The organism is Gordonia sp. B8661-1 (assembly GCF_059427765.1).
The window spans coordinates 91,587-107,465 of the sequence record NZ_JCAHRL010000003.1; the positions used below are offsets into that span (position 1 = coordinate 91,587).

Annotated in this window: 16 protein-coding genes and 2 tRNA genes; 11 read left to right on the forward strand and 7 right to left on the reverse strand. The window is 66.1% G+C overall.

Features of this window, described 5'->3' with window-relative positions; genetic code table 11:
• Positions 1-217: 217 nt before the first annotated feature.
• Both AC4JJG_RS07865 and AC4JJG_RS07870 read left to right on the forward strand, forming a co-directional pair.
• Positions 218-1,798 carry a sensor histidine kinase gene (locus AC4JJG_RS07865; RefSeq protein ID WP_495401990.1) on the forward strand — a complete coding sequence of 527 codons (1,581 nt, stop codon included), beginning with the start codon at positions 218-220 and terminating at the stop codon, positions 1,796-1,798.
• The gene (locus AC4JJG_RS07870; RefSeq protein WP_495401989.1) at positions 1,795-2,490 is read left to right on the forward strand and encodes a response regulator; all 696 of its coding nucleotides are present in this window, start codon (positions 1,795-1,797) and stop codon (positions 2,488-2,490) included. Before AC4JJG_RS07865 ends, AC4JJG_RS07870 begins: the two co-directional genes overlap by 4 nt.
• On the opposite strand, the gene pepN is transcribed toward AC4JJG_RS07870, so the two are convergent.
• Positions 2,491-5,091, reverse strand: coding sequence for an aminopeptidase N (gene pepN, locus AC4JJG_RS07875; RefSeq protein ID WP_495401988.1), 2,601 nt, complete (start codon positions 5,089-5,091; stop codon positions 2,491-2,493). It lies immediately after the preceding gene.
• A gap of 208 nt (positions 5,092-5,299) precedes the next feature.
• On the opposite strand from pepN, the gene AC4JJG_RS07880 reads away from it, so the two are divergent.
• Positions 5,300-5,926, forward strand: a complete 627-nt coding sequence (locus tag AC4JJG_RS07880) for a mycothiol-dependent nitroreductase Rv2466c family protein (RefSeq protein ID WP_495401987.1) — start codon at positions 5,300-5,302, stop codon at positions 5,924-5,926.
• A gap of 42 nt (positions 5,927-5,968) precedes the next feature.
• On the opposite strand, the gene AC4JJG_RS07885 is transcribed toward AC4JJG_RS07880, so the two are convergent.
• Positions 5,969-6,976: a M48 family metallopeptidase gene (locus tag AC4JJG_RS07885; protein ID WP_495401986.1), complete on the reverse strand. Its 1,008-nt coding sequence runs from the start codon at positions 6,974-6,976 to the stop codon at positions 5,969-5,971.
• A gap of 22 nt (positions 6,977-6,998) precedes the next feature.
• Here AC4JJG_RS07885 and AC4JJG_RS07890 point away from each other — a divergent pair, with 22 nt between their 5' ends.
• Both AC4JJG_RS07890 and AC4JJG_RS07895 read left to right on the forward strand, forming a co-directional pair.
• Positions 6,999-7,475, forward strand: coding sequence for a ribose-5-phosphate isomerase (locus AC4JJG_RS07890; protein ID WP_495401985.1), 477 nt, complete (start codon positions 6,999-7,001; stop codon positions 7,473-7,475).
• Positions 7,476-7,490: 15 nt separating this feature from the next.
• Positions 7,491-8,294 (forward strand): Fpg/Nei family DNA glycosylase, encoded by an 804-nt coding sequence (locus AC4JJG_RS07895; protein ID WP_495401984.1) that lies wholly within the window; start codon positions 7,491-7,493, stop codon positions 8,292-8,294.
• 56 nt (positions 8,295-8,350) lie between these two features.
• Here the strand turns inward: AC4JJG_RS07895 and AC4JJG_RS07900 are convergent, their stop codons facing one another.
• Positions 8,351-8,485 (reverse strand): hypothetical protein, encoded by a 135-nt coding sequence (locus tag AC4JJG_RS07900; RefSeq protein ID WP_495401983.1) that lies wholly within the window; start codon positions 8,483-8,485, stop codon positions 8,351-8,353.
• Between the two features lie 219 nt (positions 8,486-8,704).
• Between AC4JJG_RS07900 and AC4JJG_RS07905 the strand changes: the two genes are divergently transcribed.
• Positions 8,705-9,640, forward strand: coding sequence for a PE-PPE domain-containing protein (locus AC4JJG_RS07905; RefSeq protein WP_495405751.1), 936 nt, complete (start codon positions 8,705-8,707; stop codon positions 9,638-9,640).
• Between the two features lie 80 nt (positions 9,641-9,720).
• On the opposite strand, the gene AC4JJG_RS07910 is transcribed toward AC4JJG_RS07905, so the two are convergent.
• From AC4JJG_RS07910 to AC4JJG_RS07920, 3 genes are all read right to left on the reverse strand, one after another.
• The gene (locus AC4JJG_RS07910) at positions 9,721-10,416 is read right to left on the reverse strand and encodes a L,D-transpeptidase (protein WP_495401005.1); all 696 of its coding nucleotides are present in this window, start codon (positions 10,414-10,416) and stop codon (positions 9,721-9,723) included.
• Positions 10,417-10,683: 267 nt separating this feature from the next.
• On the reverse strand, positions 10,684-11,118 hold the full coding sequence (locus AC4JJG_RS07915) for a hypothetical protein (RefSeq protein ID WP_495401004.1): 435 nt from the start codon (positions 11,116-11,118) through the stop codon (positions 10,684-10,686).
• Between the two features lie 69 nt (positions 11,119-11,187).
• The gene (locus tag AC4JJG_RS07920) at positions 11,188-11,763 is read right to left on the reverse strand and encodes a hypothetical protein (RefSeq protein ID WP_495401003.1); all 576 of its coding nucleotides are present in this window, start codon (positions 11,761-11,763) and stop codon (positions 11,188-11,190) included.
• Positions 11,764-12,026: 263 nt separating this feature from the next.
• Here AC4JJG_RS07920 and AC4JJG_RS07925 point away from each other — a divergent pair, with 263 nt between their 5' ends.
• Positions 12,027-12,308, forward strand: a complete 282-nt coding sequence (locus AC4JJG_RS07925; protein WP_495405762.1) for a helix-turn-helix transcriptional regulator — start codon at positions 12,027-12,029, stop codon at positions 12,306-12,308.
• Here the strand turns inward: AC4JJG_RS07925 and AC4JJG_RS07930 are convergent.
• A tRNA-Gly gene (locus tag AC4JJG_RS07930) sits at positions 12,260-12,333 on the reverse strand. The genes AC4JJG_RS07925 and AC4JJG_RS07930 overlap by 49 nt on opposite strands.
• Positions 12,334-12,526: 193 nt before the next feature.
• On the opposite strand from AC4JJG_RS07930, the gene AC4JJG_RS07935 reads away from it, so the two are divergent.
• The 4 genes from AC4JJG_RS07935 (at position 12,527) to AC4JJG_RS07950 (ending at position 15,663) form a co-directional block, all read left to right on the forward strand.
• Positions 12,527-12,600: transfer RNA gene (locus AC4JJG_RS07935), tRNA-Pro, on the forward strand.
• Positions 12,601-12,662: 62 nt separating this feature from the next.
• Positions 12,663-14,012 (forward strand): trigger factor, encoded by a 1,350-nt coding sequence (gene tig, locus AC4JJG_RS07940; protein ID WP_495401002.1) that lies wholly within the window; start codon positions 12,663-12,665, stop codon positions 14,010-14,012.
• A gap of 278 nt (positions 14,013-14,290) precedes the next feature.
• Positions 14,291-14,905 carry an ATP-dependent Clp protease proteolytic subunit gene (locus AC4JJG_RS07945; RefSeq protein WP_495401001.1) on the forward strand — a complete coding sequence of 205 codons (615 nt, stop codon included), beginning with the start codon at positions 14,291-14,293 and terminating at the stop codon, positions 14,903-14,905.
• Positions 14,906-14,964: 59 nt separating this feature from the next.
• A complete protein-coding gene (locus tag AC4JJG_RS07950) occupies positions 14,965-15,663 on the forward strand; it encodes an ATP-dependent Clp protease proteolytic subunit (RefSeq protein ID WP_495401000.1) in 699 nt (232 codons plus the stop codon).
• Positions 15,664-15,879: the final 216 nt, after the last annotated feature.

Sequence of the window (15,879 nt, forward strand, 5' to 3'; positions counted from 1 at the left end):
GGACGCGATTCGTCGCTGTCTCCCGGTGGAGGCGAACTCGGGTTCATCAGGTATTTCCTTCCTCGCGGCGCGTAGGACCTGTGGTGGTATAGGGATTGTCGGTGAAAAAGGTGAGCTGCGTCACGGTTGAGTTCATTTCGTTCATGAGTAGTACACGTATGGCCGTCACCGGATACGGGAAATCTCAGGATCACGAATGTGGGGGAGGTGGCCCGAGGTGAACGCGCGGTCGATCGTGCATGCGGTTGTTCCCCGGACACTGGCCGGGCAGGCCGTGGGCTGGCTGCTGGCGCTCGTCGCGATCATCGTGCTGGCAGGCAGTGTCGTCGCCGCTCTGGATGCGCGGCTGGACAGCCGGACTGCCGCACGTGACGAGGTGACGGCCGTCGCGGTGAGCCTGGCCGATGCGCCGTCGACGGCTTCCGCAGTCGTCGGTCCCGACCCCAGTGCGGTGTTGCAGCCCGTCACCGAACACGTACGTCAGGCGACCGGCATCGCGTTCATCACCATCATGCGTCCCGACGGAACGCGCTTCACGCACACCAACCCGGAGCTGATCGGGGGGAAATATCTGGGCACCCGCGACGAGGCACTCGCCGGAAAGGTGTTCTCGGAAACCTATACGGGCACCCTCGGTCCATCGATCCGCACCATCGCGCCCGTTCGCGACGCGGAGGGGCGGGTTGTCGGACTGGTGGCGGCCGGCATCACGCTGCAGACCCTCGCCGACAGCTGGCAGGCGCAGTTGCCTCTCATCGCGGCCCTCGCCGCGGCCGCTCTGCTCGTCGCGATACTCGCGCTACTGGGCATCCGCAGACGTCTGCTCCGTCAGACGGGCGGACTGGCGCCCTCCGAACTCCGGCTCATGTACGAACACCACGACGCGGTGCTGCACGCCGTTCGTGAGGGACTCGTCGTCACCGAGGGCGGCGCACCCGTGCTGATGAACGACGAGGCGCGGCGCCTCCTGGGGGATGCGGCCGGCGGTGAGGGGCGCAGGACCGGGGAGCTGCCCGGCTTCGTCACCGACGGCGATGGCGCGCTGGTCGACGAACAGTACGCACACGACGGACGCTCGCTCCTGGTCAGCCGGTCGCCGGTGGCCGACGGCGCAGGTTCGGCCGTCGTCACCATCCGCGATCAGACCGAGCTCTCCGCGGCGATGGGGGAACTCGATTCGATGACGCGCTTCGCCGAGGCCCTGCGGTCGCAGGCGCACGAATCAGCGAATCGCCTGCACACCGTCATCGCGATGATCGAGATGGGTCGGGCCGCGGACGCCGCTCAGCTCGCGACGTCGGAACTCGAACTGTCCCAACGGCTCATCGACCGGATGTCCGGAGCGGTCACCGAACCGGCACTCGCCGCATTGTTGCTCGGAAAGACCGCTCAGGCTGCCGAACGTGGCATCGATTTCACCCTCACCGAGGACTCCCAGTTCGGGGATGACGCGACCGCTCTGCTCACGCGGACCGAGATGATCACGGTGGTCGGCAATCTGGTGGACAACGCACTCGATGCCTGCGACCCGGTGGATCCCTGGGTCGAGGTGACCATCGCCGGTGATGCCGACGGGTTGAGGCTCGTGGTCGCCGACAGCGGGCCGGGGATGGACGCCGCGGAATTCGCCCGCGCCCAGGTGCGCGGGTATTCCACCAAGGAGGGCGGTGATCGGGCGGGACGGGGGATCGGCCTCGCCCTCGTCGCGCAGGTCGTCGGTCGCCGTGGCGGCACCATCACGTCGGCGAGCACATATGGTTCGGTCATCACGGTGACCATCGGGCGGGAGACGCGATGATCCGGGTCCTGATCGTCGAGGACGAAGCGCTCATTGCTCAGGCACACGGCGAATACCTCAGACGCATAGGCGGTTTCGAGATCGTCGCCACCGTGTCCACCGCGCGCCGGGCGATGGAGGCGGCCACCGCGGCGGCCGCCGACGGGGCGCCGATCGAGTTGGCGCTGCTCGATCTGGGACTGCCCGATGCGCGGGGCGTCGACCTGGCCTCCGCACTTGCCGCGGTGGCGCCCGGGCCGGACATCATCGCCATCACCGCCCAGCGTGACCTCGCCACGGTACGCAGTGCCATGTCGCACGGTGTGCTGCTCTACCTGCTCAAGCCGTTCACCTTCGCAGGCTTCAGCGAGAAGATCCGTCAGTACCTCGCCTATCGTTCCGCGATCGGTACGGGCGGCGATGCCGTCAGCCAGCGCGATGTCGACCGTGCACTCGGGGAACTGCGGACGAGTGCGGGGCGCCGGACCGCCAAGAAGGGGGCCGCCCCCGACACCGAGGATGCCGTGGCACGCGCTGTCCGCGACAGCCCCACCGGACTCACCGCGACGGAAGTCGCCACCGCCCTGGGAACGTCGCGGGTGACCGCGTGGCGATATCTCGAACGCATGGCCGAGGACGGGACCATGGACCGGGAGACCGAGTACGGCGGTACCGGACGTCCGCAAGTCCGGTACCGCTGGCGACGGCGCTGACTACTGCTTCTCGCCCGCCTCGGCGTCGAAGATCCGCGCACGCAGTGACCGTGCGACGGTGTCGCGGCCCTCGGTGATCAGGCGGCGCAGAGCGGGCGGATGCTCGCCCTCGAGGAACGCGTCGGCCGCGGCCAGACCGGCGGCATCGATCTTCCAGTGCGGATACAGGCCGATCACGACGGTCTGCGCGACCTCACTGGATCGTCGCTCCCACACGCCGGGCACCGCGTCGAAGTAGCGGGACACGTAATCCTCGAGCAGGTGCTCCTGTCCCGGACGATCGAATCCCTCGATCATGGTGCGGGTGTAGATGTTCGGGAGCGAATCGTCGTCGAAGGCCTGACGCCATGCCTGCGCCTTGGCCTCGGCCAGCGGTCGTGAGGTTCGTGCCGCGGCGGCCTGCCGTTTGCCCGCGGCCGTGTTGTCCCGGGCCTCCTCCGCGTCGATGACGGGGGTTTCGGCGAACTCGGTGTCGATGGCGCCCGCGGCGGCCAGGGCACGCACGAGTTTCCACCGCATGTCGGTGTCGATCGCGAGTCCGCCCAGGCCGTGTTCGGCCGGATCGTCGCCGTCGAGGAGACCGCGGACGACCGGGATCTGCTCGTCGGTGATCAGACCGGCGAGCATCGTGTTCACGAATGCCAGTTGGTGATCCGAGCCGTCGTCGGCTGCGCGCGCCAACTCAAGCATCCGGGTCTCGAAGCCCGGCCATCCGATGGCGCTCGCCCAGCGCGGCTCGGCGTAGGCGTCGATGGCACTCGTCGCCTGCAGCAGTACCCGCTGCACGACGCCGATCTCGGTCTCCGCGGCGATGCCGCGCTCCACCAGGGCCACGAAGTCGCGTGCCGGCATCTCCGCCTGGCGCGTCATCTCCCACGCGGCCGACCAGACCAGCGTGCGCGGCATCGGATCGGTGATGTCGCCGATCCGTGCGGTCGCGGTTGCCAGCGACTCCGGATCGAGGCGGACGGCCGCGTAGGTGAGGTCGTCGTCGTTGAGCAGCACCAGTTTTCCGCGGTGCACACCCACCAGATCCGCGACGTCGGTGCGCTCGCCCTCGACATCGAGTTCGACGGAATGCACACGGGTCAGATGTCCGTCGGCGTCATCGTCGTAGATCCCGATCCGCATGCGGTGCACCCGCGTCTCACCCGCGCCCGGCGAGGCGCCGTCCTGAACGATCGTGAACCGGGTGAAGTCACCGTTGTCGTCGACGTCGAAGTCGGCGCGCATGACGTTGATACCGGTGGTCTTGAGCCACTGATCGCCCCAGTCGGACAGGTCGCGGCCGGAGGACTTCTCCAGTGCGGCAAGCAGATCCGCGAAGGTGGCGTTGCCGAACCGGTGTGCCGCGAAGTAGTCGCGCAGCCCGGCGAGGAAGGCCTCCAGCCCGACGTATGCGACCAACTGCTTGAGCACCGACGCGCCCTTCGCGTACGTGATGCCGTCGAAGTTCACCTCCACGGCGGCGAGGTCGGGAATGTCGGCGGCCACCGGATGCGTCGACGGCAACTGATCCTGTCGGTACGCCCACGACTTCTCGACATTGGCGAAGGTCGTCCACGCGTTGGTGTATTCGGTGGCCTCCGACTGGCTCAGCACGGATGCGAAGGTCGCGAAGGATTCGTTGAGCCACAGGTCATCCCACCACTGCATGGTGACGAGGTCGCCGAACCACATGTGCGCCATCTCGTGCAGCACGGTCTCGGCCCGGCGTTCGTAGAGATACTTCGTGACACGGGACCGAAACACGTAGTCCTCGAGGAATGTGACCGCGCCCGCGTTCTCCATCGCGCCCGCATTGAACTCCGGAACGAAGAGCTGATCGTATTTGCCGAACGCGTACGGCACACCGAAGTTCTTGTGGTAGAAGCCGAATCCCTGTTTGGTCTCGGTGAACAACCGGTCGGCATCCATGTGCTCGGCCAGGGACGCGCGACAGTAGATACCGAGCGGGATGCTGCCGTGTTCGTCGGTGTAGGTGTCGGTCCACTGCGCGTACGGACCCGCGATCAGCGCCACCAGATAGGTGCTCATCGGTGCCGTCTCCGCGAAGTGGTGCACGCGGGCGTCGCCGTCGGCGGTGGTCTCGGTTGCCGCGGCGTTGGAGATGACGTGCCAGTCGGCCGGGGCCGTCACCGCCACGGTGTAGGTCGCCTTGAGGTCCGGCTGGTCGAAACACGCGAACATCCGTTTGGCGTCGGCGGTCTCGAATTGTGAATAGAGATAGACGGATTCGTCGCTCGGGTCGACGAAACGGTGCAGTCCCTCTCCGGTGTTCGAGTAGGCGCAGTCGGCCACCACGGTGAGCGTGTTCTCCGCGGCGAGCGAGGGGAGGGGGATGCCGGCCGATTCGTCGAAGCCGGAGACGTCGAGTTCGGTCCCGTTGAGCGTCGCGGAGATGAGCTTCGGGGCGACGAGGTCGATGAAGGTCGAGGAACCGGGTGTCGCGGTGAAGGTGACCGTGGTGGTGGACCGGAACGTCTCGACACCGGGCGCGCCGTTGCCGTCGGTGAGGTCGAGGTCGATCGCGTAGTGCGCGACGTCGACGATGCCGGCACGTTCGCGGGCCTGATCACGGGTCAGATTGGGTGCGCTCACAGTCGGTACTTCCACCTCTCGGGGTCGTCCCTCTCGGGGTCGTCGCTGACGGGTCGTCCGTGGACCGGAGTCCGTTCATCCGGGCGTCCGGTCCAGCCTATCGGGAATGCCCGCGTGGCTCCCTGGTTGTACGTTCGTGAGGTATATCGATCGCCCATGAACGGGCTCGGATGACACGAGCGGCGCCCGCCGAGGAGAGGACCACGAGATGGCAGACCAGGCAGCGACAGAGAAGCGCGATCGGGTGGATTTCTGGTTCGATCCGCTGTGCCCGTGGTGCTGGATCACGTCACGCTGGATTCTGGAGGCCGAGAAGGTGCGGCCGATCGATGTGCATTTCCACATCATGAGTCTGGCCGTCCTCAACGAGGGCAAGGACATTCCGGATTCGTACCGCGAGATCCTCAAGAACGCCTGGCGTCCGGTTCGGGTGATCGCCGCCGCGGCGGCACAGAAGGGCGACGAGATCCTCGCGCCGCTCTACACCGCCATGGGCACCCGTATCCACAACGAGAACAACAAAGACTTCGACGTCGTCATCGCGGAGTCGCTCGCCGAACTCGGTCTCGACGCCGATCTGGCGGCCGCTGCGGACAGCACGGACTTCGACGACGTCATCCGCGCCAGCCACCACGAAGGTATGGACAAGGTGGGCGACGACGTGGGCACGCCGACCATCCACGTCAACGGCGTGGCGTTCTTCGGACCCGTGCTCTCGCGTATCCCGCGCGGGGAGACCGCGGGCACGGTGTGGGACGGTGCCGTGGCGCTGTCGTCCTACCCGCACTTCTACGAACTCAAGCGCAGCCGCACCGAGGAACCACAATTCGACTGAGCCCGGAATCCGTTGGCCTGACCGGCCTTCGGTGATCGCCGGTCAGAGCTTCGGGGGCAGTTCCAGGCCGTTGGGCAGCGACCCCGGCGTCACGGCCGCCGGATGTGTGGGCTGCGGAATCGGCATCACATTGCCGCTGCCCACCCCGCGCACGATGGGCTTCGGACGGAAGAGCATCGCGCCCGCACGGGTGCGATCGCGCAGCGACGCGGCACGCCACGTCATCACCGGATGCGACGACAACGCGTTGACGATCCAGGTGAAGAAGCCGTGCTCATGGGTGGCACGATCGGCGAATTGATCGAAGTCAACCGCCGACAACATGTACTTGCCCGCCGACATGACACCGATCGCGCCCGGTGCGCCGTCCGGTCGGTTGTAGTAGCCGTAGTTGTCGGCCGTGTACTCCTGGGCCCGCGACAGCGCCGAGCCGAGCAGGGGGATGTTCATTCCGATGGTGCTCGCGAGTTGCCGCCAGTACGACACATGGCCCGCCGCGATATGGCCCACCTCGTGTCCGATCACGAACTCGAGCGCCTCCGGATTGCGACCGCCGCCACCGACCTCGAAAAGATCGGAGTTGACCATGACGAACCGTCGGAAACCGTGCCCCGACGCGGCGGCGTTGATCGCGCCGTTGCCGAGCACGACATAGGCGTCGGGCACGTACTCCATGCCGTACCGTGCGGCCGCGTCGACGAGCATCCGGTACGCCTCGGGGAACTGCGTGGGCGTGATCTGCACGCCGTTGACCCGTGGGGTGGCATAGGTGATGCCGCGGATCAGGAAAAGGATCAACGGCATCGCCAGCAGGATGAGGAAGTACTGACTGACGTTCCCGACGAAGACCAGCAACAACACCGCGAGATACGCCAGTGCGGTGATGCCGATCACGATCACCAGTAACGGGATTTCCCACGGGTGCCTGCGTGGGCTTCCCGCGTAGGCGGCCGGTGGCAGCCAGTAGGCGTCCGCGGGTGGCCGGGGAAAGTCCGCGGGTGAGGCGCTGACCACCCCGGGCACGTTGGGTATCGGCGATTGAGCGTCCACGACACCAATCTATAGTGGCGCCATGCGTGTCTACCTGGGTGCCGACCATGCCGGTTTCGAATTGAAGAATCAGATCGCGGAACATCTCACCGCGGGAGGCCACGAGGTGGTCGACTGCGGTGCGTTCGAATACGACGCCGCCGACGACTATCCCGCCTTCTGCATTGCCGCCGCCCAGAGCGTCGTCGATGATCCCGGCAGCCTGGGCATCGTGCTCGGCGGCAGCGGAAACGGTGAACAGATCGCGGCCAACAAGGTGCCGGGTGCGCGGTGCGCGCTCGCGTGGAGTGTCGAGACCGCCGAACTCGCGCGGCAGCACAACAACGCGCAGCTGATCGGCCTCGGCGGACGTATGCACTCCACCGAGGAGGCATTCGCGATCGTCGACGCGTTCGTGTCGACGCCCTGGTCGGAGGAGCCGCGCCACCAGCGCCGCATCGACATCCTGGCCGAGTACGAGCGCACTCACGAGGCACCGCCGGTTCCCGGAAAGAACTGACACCGGCCCGCGTACATGCCCGAAGGCCACACACTGCACCGCATCGCGCGACGGCAGCAGCGTCTGCTCGGCGGCGACAAGGTCCGGGTGACCAGTCCGCAGGGCCGGTTCGCCGACGGCGCCGCGCTGATCGATGGACTCGAATTCGCGAAGGCCGAGGCGTGGGGCAAGCACCTCATCCAGCATTACGGTCGACGTGACGAACGCCGCATGGTGCATGTGCATCTCGGGCTGTACGGCGCCTTCAGTGAGGCCGAAGCGCCGATGGATGAACCCGTCGGCCAGGTGCGGATGCGGATCGAGGGCGACGAGTGGGGAGTGGATCTGCGAGGTCCGACGGCGTGTGAGATCTACACACCGGAAGATCTCGAAGCCCTGATCGCGCGTCTCGGGCCCGACCCGCTCCGCCGGGACGCGCGTCCCGAGGAGGCATGGCGTGCGATCAGCAGATCCCGACGCCCCATCGGTGCGCTGCTGATGGATCAGAAGGTCATGGCCGGCGTCGGCAATGTCTATCGCGCCGAGGTGTTGTTCCGCGCCGGGATCGACCCGTATCGCGAAGGCCGATCAGTGACGGCGGAGGAGTTCGGGGAGATCTGGGACGACCTCGTCGGCCTGATGCCGATCGGTGTGCGCCGCGGCCGTATCCATGTGATGCGGCCGGGCGACGACCATGGTGCGCCGTCCTATGCGGCGGATCGGCCGCGGACGTATGTGTACCGACGAGCGGGAGAGCCCTGCCGAATCTGCGGTACCGCTGTCCGCGTCGCCGAACTGGACGGCCGAAACCTGTTCTGGTGCCCTGTATGTCAACGTTGACCGCGGGAAATCGCTAGCGGCACAACAGGTTTCGAGAAGAGGTGAGCGTCAGTCGCTCAGATGCGCTCGGCGCGCTGCGCCATGACGAGGAGCTCGTCGCGCTGCGACCGGCTGGCAACGGCATGAATGCTGTTGTACAGCTTGCGCTGCGAGGTGGTGGTGAAACGGGCACGAATACGTGCGAATGACATGGTGTCGACAACCCCTTTGTTGTTCGATCTCGTGACTTACATGGTCGATTATCCGCGCATTACCAGTGGAACTCAACGAGATCAAGGGTGATCTGCCTTACGTCAGGTGTGAGGTTCGTCGCAATCAGGCGTGACCTGCGAATTTTTCCGGAGTCACTCACAGGGAAGCCTCAGGCTCCGCTCACCTGATTCATCGCGGTTCGGGCGCATGATCGGTGCATGGATGCGATTGCACTGCAGGGACCCCGGGTCACCGTTCTCGCCGTGGGCGGCACGGGTGAGTCCCATGAGGGTGATCGGCGGAGCCGGGTCAGCGGACTGCTCGCTGGCGTGATCGCCTGTCTTGACGCACGATTCGAATCGCGGTGGGTCGGCTATCCGGCGAGCTACGGGCCGGTGCCTCAGTCCGGCGGTGTCAGCTATCGGCGCAGCGTCGAGATCGGGGTCGCGAATCTGATTGCTGCACTTGATGATTGCGATGGCCCGGTGATGTTGATCGGATATTCGCAGGGGGCCGTGGTCATCCGCGATGCATTGCACGCGCTGGACGGCGAAGGCAGCGAGCATCTGCGCCGGGTATGGGGCGTCGGACTCGTCGCCGACCCACATCAGCCGCCGGGGGCGGTGCGCGGGTGCGACGGCTGGGGAGTCGCCGGACCGGGACTGAGTCTGCCCGCGGGTCTGGACGTCCACTGGGTGGGGACGCCGGACGACATGATCTGCAATGCGGGCCCCGATTCGCTGTTGCGCGATGTTGCCGACCTGACTTCGGAGATGGGGTTCCGGCGACCCGTCGAATGGCTGCGCCGGTTGTGGGCGCTGGTGCGGACCAACGCTTTCCAGAATGCGAGCCGGACGGCGATACGGTTCTCCCAGATCCGCCGGGACATCGGCCGCATGCGATCCGGGGCGCGTGAGGTCCAGGGCTATCTGCCTGACACCCTGCGCTGGGGTGGTCTGGTGATCAGCAATCGCCGCGGTGGACGTCATACGTCGTATGCGGTTGAGCCCTATCGTCGGAATTCGATCACGGACCCGGACAGTACGGGTTGCGCGACTCTCGCGGGTTGGCTGCAGGTGTGCGCGACCTTCCGTGCGGCCGACGTCCCGACCGGTCCGGTCGCCCGGGCACCCGTCGTCTCCGACGCCGCCTGAGGGCGCCTGTCCCACGACGGACGGAAGGCCCGATCCGATGGATCGGGCCTTCCGTCGTCACATCCGTCGATGCAGTGGGATTACGTTCCCTGATACTTCGGGCCCACGGTGCCGCGGACGACGATCGGGGTGTCACGCGGGATGGTGTCGAACACCCACTTGCCGTTGGCGGTGCTCACGTTGATGCAGCCATGGCTCACGTTGCTCTTGCCCTGCTGGGCGACGGACCAGGGGGCAGCGTGGATGAAGATGCCGTCCCACGACATACGGGTCGCGTACTCGACGTAGGTGCGGTAGCCCTCGGCGGAGTTGACCGGGACGCCGTACGTGGACGAATCCATGTACATGTCGCGGTGCTTCTCCTTGGTGTAGTACACGCCGTTCGACGTCGGGTGCTTGTTCGATCCCATCGAGATGGGCATCGTGCGCGCCACCTTGCCGTTGTGCCACCAGGTGATCTGGTGGGTCGCGTCATCGGCGAGTGCGATCCAGCCCGTCTTCGTCTTCACGTTCGGGATGGCCGGACCCTTCGGCTTCTCCGGCGTGGGCTTCGGAGTCGGCTTGGGGGTGGGCTTCGGCGACGGAGGGGTGGGGACGCCGGGGATCTGCGGAGCTCCCGGGATCTGCGGGATCTCGACCGGGGGCAGGCCGGGAATCACCGTCACCGGGGCGGCGCTGGCCGTGAGGGGCAGGGCGACCATGACTGCAACCACACCGATGAGTGTGGCCAGCAGGCGTCGCACGCCGCTCGTGGCGCGGGGCTTCGATGTCAGCACTGGGATGGACCTCTACATTCGGTTTCGTAAAGCGCAATTTCGCAGAAGCGCTCAGTCATCGTTACACAACCGTTGTCATCGGACCAAGGTGAACCAGCCGGACAGTGTATGAACGGACTACAACAAATATGGCGGGCGCTGTAACGCTTTCGGGAACGTCATGGTGACGACGGGGTCACGACGAGCATTTGTGATAACAGTCACATATTCGTGTGCGCATGGTTTTGCCGGGTAAGTAACGACGCAAAGTCACAGACGTCACAATAGTCACCATTCGCGCCGGCCCATCTGGTCGTCGATCCACTCTCGCTCATCCTGCGCGAGCGACCGGAACAGTGCTGTCAGCATCGGTACGTCGACCCAGAGTTCGTCGGCGATCTCGGTAGCATCCCGACTCCAGCGGAGCGCGTCGACGAGCCGGTCGAGGCTGATCAGTCGACGTGCCGCGATGGACTCGACCGTCCGTTCTTCGCGCGCTCGCAGTGTGCGGTCGCCGGGAAAGACGCGTCGCTCGTCGTGGACGAGTTCGTGCGACAGGGTGCAGCGCCGCTCGGCCTGGAGATCGTCGGCGTTGAGGCGGATGTTCCCGCCGCGGATGCAGCCGCGTTGCCGATCGGGCAGCGGGACGATGTCGATCACCAGGTGTGGGCGACGGCCCGCCTCCCGCCAGGGGTGCCAGGCTGCCGTGGTGGTCGGGGACATGGCGCGAGGTTATCGAGGGGGTGTGACACGGCGCCTGTACGCGGCGTGCGGGCCGGCGGTGCGATGCGCTCAGTCCGGGGTGGTGGAACCGGGCGTCTCCGCGGACGCATCCTGCGCACGACGGCGTCGGTTGCCCTCGGAGGTGTCGGCCGTCGCGCGGTCGGCCGCTGCGAGATCGTAGTCGGACTGCTTGGGGATGCTCTTCGAATCATCTTGGGAATCAACGGGATTGGCCGATCCGGGTGAGTCAATGTAGCGATTGATCTCGTGCCGCTGGGCAATCAGTGCGCGAAGGATGTCGATGGCGGCGCGCCGTTCGCGCGGCGACAGGTCGTCGACGCCCGGTGGCAACTCGTCGGCGAAGGGCACCCCGGGTGAGGGGCGCCGGGCGGCGGCGAATGCGACGTCGTCCGCGACGCCGGCGAGCCAGCCGATCGCGCGCACGGTTCCCGCGGTCGGTTCGCCCTTGTAGGTACCGCGGACGATCTGGGAGGCGGTCGTCCGGTTCAGTGACAGCCCGCGCGGCCGTGCCGACTCCTCGGACTCCACGAGTTCCTGCAGGGTGCGGTACGAGGAGTCCAGTCCGGCGGTCGTGCGCTGGGAAATGGCTTGTCGGAGGAGCTCGCCGAGGCTTGGTGCGGTCACGATCTGAGCCCTCCTCGTCATCGGGTGGCTGCCGGAGGCGCTCGGTGCCGCTGACAACCGCACCGTCGATAGTGCCACGTCAAGCCGAGGGATTGCCGGTTGACGGTATGAAAACCGAGCGTGAATGTCAATACTGACGGTTGACACTTCGACAACCCGGGGGCAGGATGATGCCGCTGACCACAGGTGTGGTTCACATGGGGGGAAGGGACTGCTGGATGGAAATCCGGGATCCTGCGGCGCTGAGACGCGCTCGAAAAACGATGCGCTATTCACAGCGCGACCTCGGGCACCTCGTCAGGCGAACGCAGACCACGATCTACAAGATCGAGACGGGCCGGCTCCGGAACATCACGGAGGATCTCGCGCATGCGCTGGCCCGCAGGCTGAATTGCGACCTGGACGAGCTGTTCGTCATCGAGGGCCCCGCGAACGAACAGAGGTTGCATTTCGACGCGTCTGCCGCGTCAAAAAGCAACCTTTGTCCTCCCCATTATGGAGCGGGTGACGGGAATCGAACCCGCGTAGCTAGTTTGGAAGACTAGGGCTCTACCATTGAGCTACACCCGCGTGCCGCGCCGCCGGGTGGGATCGCCACTGGCGTCGCGTGCGCACCAGACTGTACCCGGTGTGGTCGGGGAACCTGAAATCGAGTCGGCGATCGTCATCGGTGCACCGATTTAGGTGTGGGCACCTCCGGCACGTACTATCTGCTGTTGGCCCTGCACGTGGTCGCCGATCCGGCGAATGACTCACGGCCGACCGGGATGTGGCGCAGCTTGGTAGCGCATCCGCTTTGGGAGCGGAGGGTCGCAGGTTCAAATCCTGTCATCCCGACAGAACGCCGATCGATGGCGACGAAGACCGACAGAGCAATGCAGATGTGAGGAGCACGAGGCGTGAAGAGCACCGTCGAGCAGCTGAGCCCGACCCGAGTGAAGCTCAATGTAGAGGTCCCGTTCGAGGAGCTGTCCGGCGACTTCGACCGTGCCTACCAGGCGCTGGCACAGCAGATCCGGATTCCGGGTTTCCGGCCGGGCAAGGCACCGGCGAAGTTGATCGAGGCGCGGGTCGGCCGTGACTCCATCCTGGCGCAGGTCGTCAACGACGCACTGCCCGCGAAGTACTCGCAGGCCATCACCGAGACCGAGACCAACGCGATCGGCCAGCCCGAGATCGATCTGTCCGACCTCGTCTACGGCGAGCCGGTCGTGTTCACCGCCGAGGTCGACGTGCGGCCGGAGATCGAGCTGCCCGACTACTCGACGCTGGCGGTCCAGGTGGATGCCATCGAGATCGAGGATGACGCCGTCGACGAGCAGGTCGAGAATCTGCGTGCGCGTTTCGGCACCCTGGTCGGCGTCGAGCGCGGCGCCCAGAACGGCGACTTCGTCTCCATCGATCTCGACGCCACCATCGACGGCAAGCCGGTCGAGGAGGCGTCCACCGAGGGGCTGTCCCATGAGGTCGGCTCCGGTCAGCTCATCGAGGGCCTGGACGACGCGCTGGTCGGTCTGAAGGCCGGCGAGTCGGCCGAGTTCACCACCAAGCTCGTCGCCGGTGACCACACCGGTGAGGACGCCCTGGTGACCGTCAAGGTCAACTCGGTCAAGGAACGCGAGCTGCCCGAGCTGGACGATGAATTCGCCCAGATGGCAAGTGAATTCGACACGGTCGCGGAGCTTCGTGACAGCCTTGCCGACCAGGTGAAGCAGTCCAAGCGGTTCGAGCAGGCGAACGCGGTCCGTGACAAGGTGCTCGAGGAACTCCTCGAGAAGGTCGAGATCCCGCTGCCGGAGAAGGTCGTCGCCGACGAGGTCGAGGGTCAGCAGCACCAGATCATCCACGCGCTCGGACACGACGACGCCCAGGTCGCCAAGTTCCTCGAGGCGCAGGGCAAGACCCGCGAGGAATGGGACGCCGAGGCCAAGGAAGAAGCCGAGAAGTCGGTGAAGACCCAGCTGCTGCTGGATGCGATCGCCGAACAGCAGGAGACCGAGGTCAGCCAGGACGAGCTCACCCAGCAGATCCTGTTCCAGGCCCAGCGCTACGGCATGCAGCCGCAGGAATTCATCCAGCAGCTGACCCAGGCCAATCAGGTGGGCGCGGTGTACGCGGACGTGCGACGCGGGAAGGCGCTCGCCGAGGTCGTCGGCGACGTCACCGTCACCGACTCCAACGGCGACACCGTCGACACCGCCGAGTTCTTCGGCAAGGACGACGCCGACGAGGAGAACTCCGAGGACTGAGCATGTCGTCCCGCGCAGGTGCGGGACGCAGATCTCCCCGAAGTGCGACTGTTCGAACAGCCGGGGCCGGGCTCTGCCCGGCGTCGGCTGTTCTGCTCTCAGCGAAGCGCGGGCACGTGGGGACTGTCCGGCCCCCGGCATTGGTTAGTGTCGGTGAGGACATCGAGACCACCCACCGGCGCGGACTGTCGACCACAACCCGCGTATCGGATCGGGGACGACCCGGAAACCGGTGGGCGCACGTCGCGTCACACCACGACAGGCAAAGGTAGGAACTTGTGAGTGAGCCGACCATCCACACGCCCACGCTGAGTTCGGGAGTGTCCGGGCTGAATCTGACCGACTCGGTCTTCGAGCGGCTGCTTCGCGAGCGGATCATCTTCCTCGGCACCCAGGTCGACGACGACATCGCGAATCGCCTGTGCGCACAGATCCTTCTGTTGGCGGCCGAGGATCCGACTCGCGACATCAACCTGTACATCAACTCGCCCGGTGGCTCGGTCACCGCGGGCATGGCCATCTTCGACACCATGCAACTCGCCGAATGCGATGTCGCGACCTACGCGATGGGCATGGCGGCGTCGATGGGTCAGTTCCTGCTCGCGGCCGGCGCCAAGGGCAAGCGGCACGCCCTGCCGCACGCGCGGATCATGATGCATCAGCCGTCCGCGGGTATCGGGGGCACCGCCGCCGACATCGCCATCCAGGCCGAACAGTTCGCGGCCACCAAGAAGGAGATGAACCGTCTCAACGCCGAGTTCACCGGCCAGCCGCTGGAGAAGATCGAGGCCGACTCCGACCGCGACAAGTGGTTCACGGCGGCAGAGGCCAAGGAGTACGGGTTGGTCGATCACGTGGTGAACCGCGCGACCGCGGTCACCCCCGGAAGCTGAGTCCGCGAGATCCGACACGTCCATCCATTCGGCCACACCACAATCCAACGGAGCAGAAGATGACCAACTCCCTTTCGCTCGACTCCCTGCCGGCCGACGTCGCCGCGGGCATCCCGGCATCTGCGCTGGCACTCAAGAAGATCGAGGCGCGCTACATCCTGCCGCAGTTCATCGAGCACACCCCCAACGGTCAGCGGCAGTACGACCCCTACGCGAAGCTCTTCGAGGAGCGGATCGTGTTCGTCGGCACGCCGATCGATCAGACCGTCGCCAACGACGTGATGGCGCAGCTGCTGGTGCTCGAGTCGCAGGACCCGGACCGCGACATCGTCATGTACATCAATTCGCCCGGCGGCAGCGTGCCGGACATGCTGGCGATCTACGACACCATGCAGTACGTGCACTGCGACATCACCACCGTGTGCCTCGGTGAGGCGGCGTCGGCCGCGGCGATCCTGCTGGCGGGCGGCACCCCCGGCAAGCGTGCGGCGCTCCCGAACGCGACCGTCCTGATTCACCAGCCGCGCACGGGCGGTGCCTATCAGGGGCAGGTGTCCGATCTAGAGATCCAGGCCGCGGAGATCGAGCGCATCCGCAACCGGCTCGACGAGATCCTCGCGCGGCACACCGGTCAGAACCCGGAGAAGATCCGCAAGGACACCGACCGCGACAACATCCTGACCGCCGAACAGGCGAAGGAATACGGGATCATCGACGAGGTCTTCGAGTACCGCAAGAAGTCGATGAAAAAGAGCTGACCCGCGAACTCGACGAGCATGCGGCCTCGCCGTCGCACATCGGTCCGACACGCCGGACCGATGTGCGTGCCCGAGGTCATGGGTAGGCGTCATCCTTGACGTCTGCGCGATGGTTCCGGGGCCGCTGACAGGTGCCGGAGCCAAACGTGGGGAATTGCGACAACCAGGGCGGTGACCCGGATGACGACCATCGGACGACATTTGCGTCGTACGGTC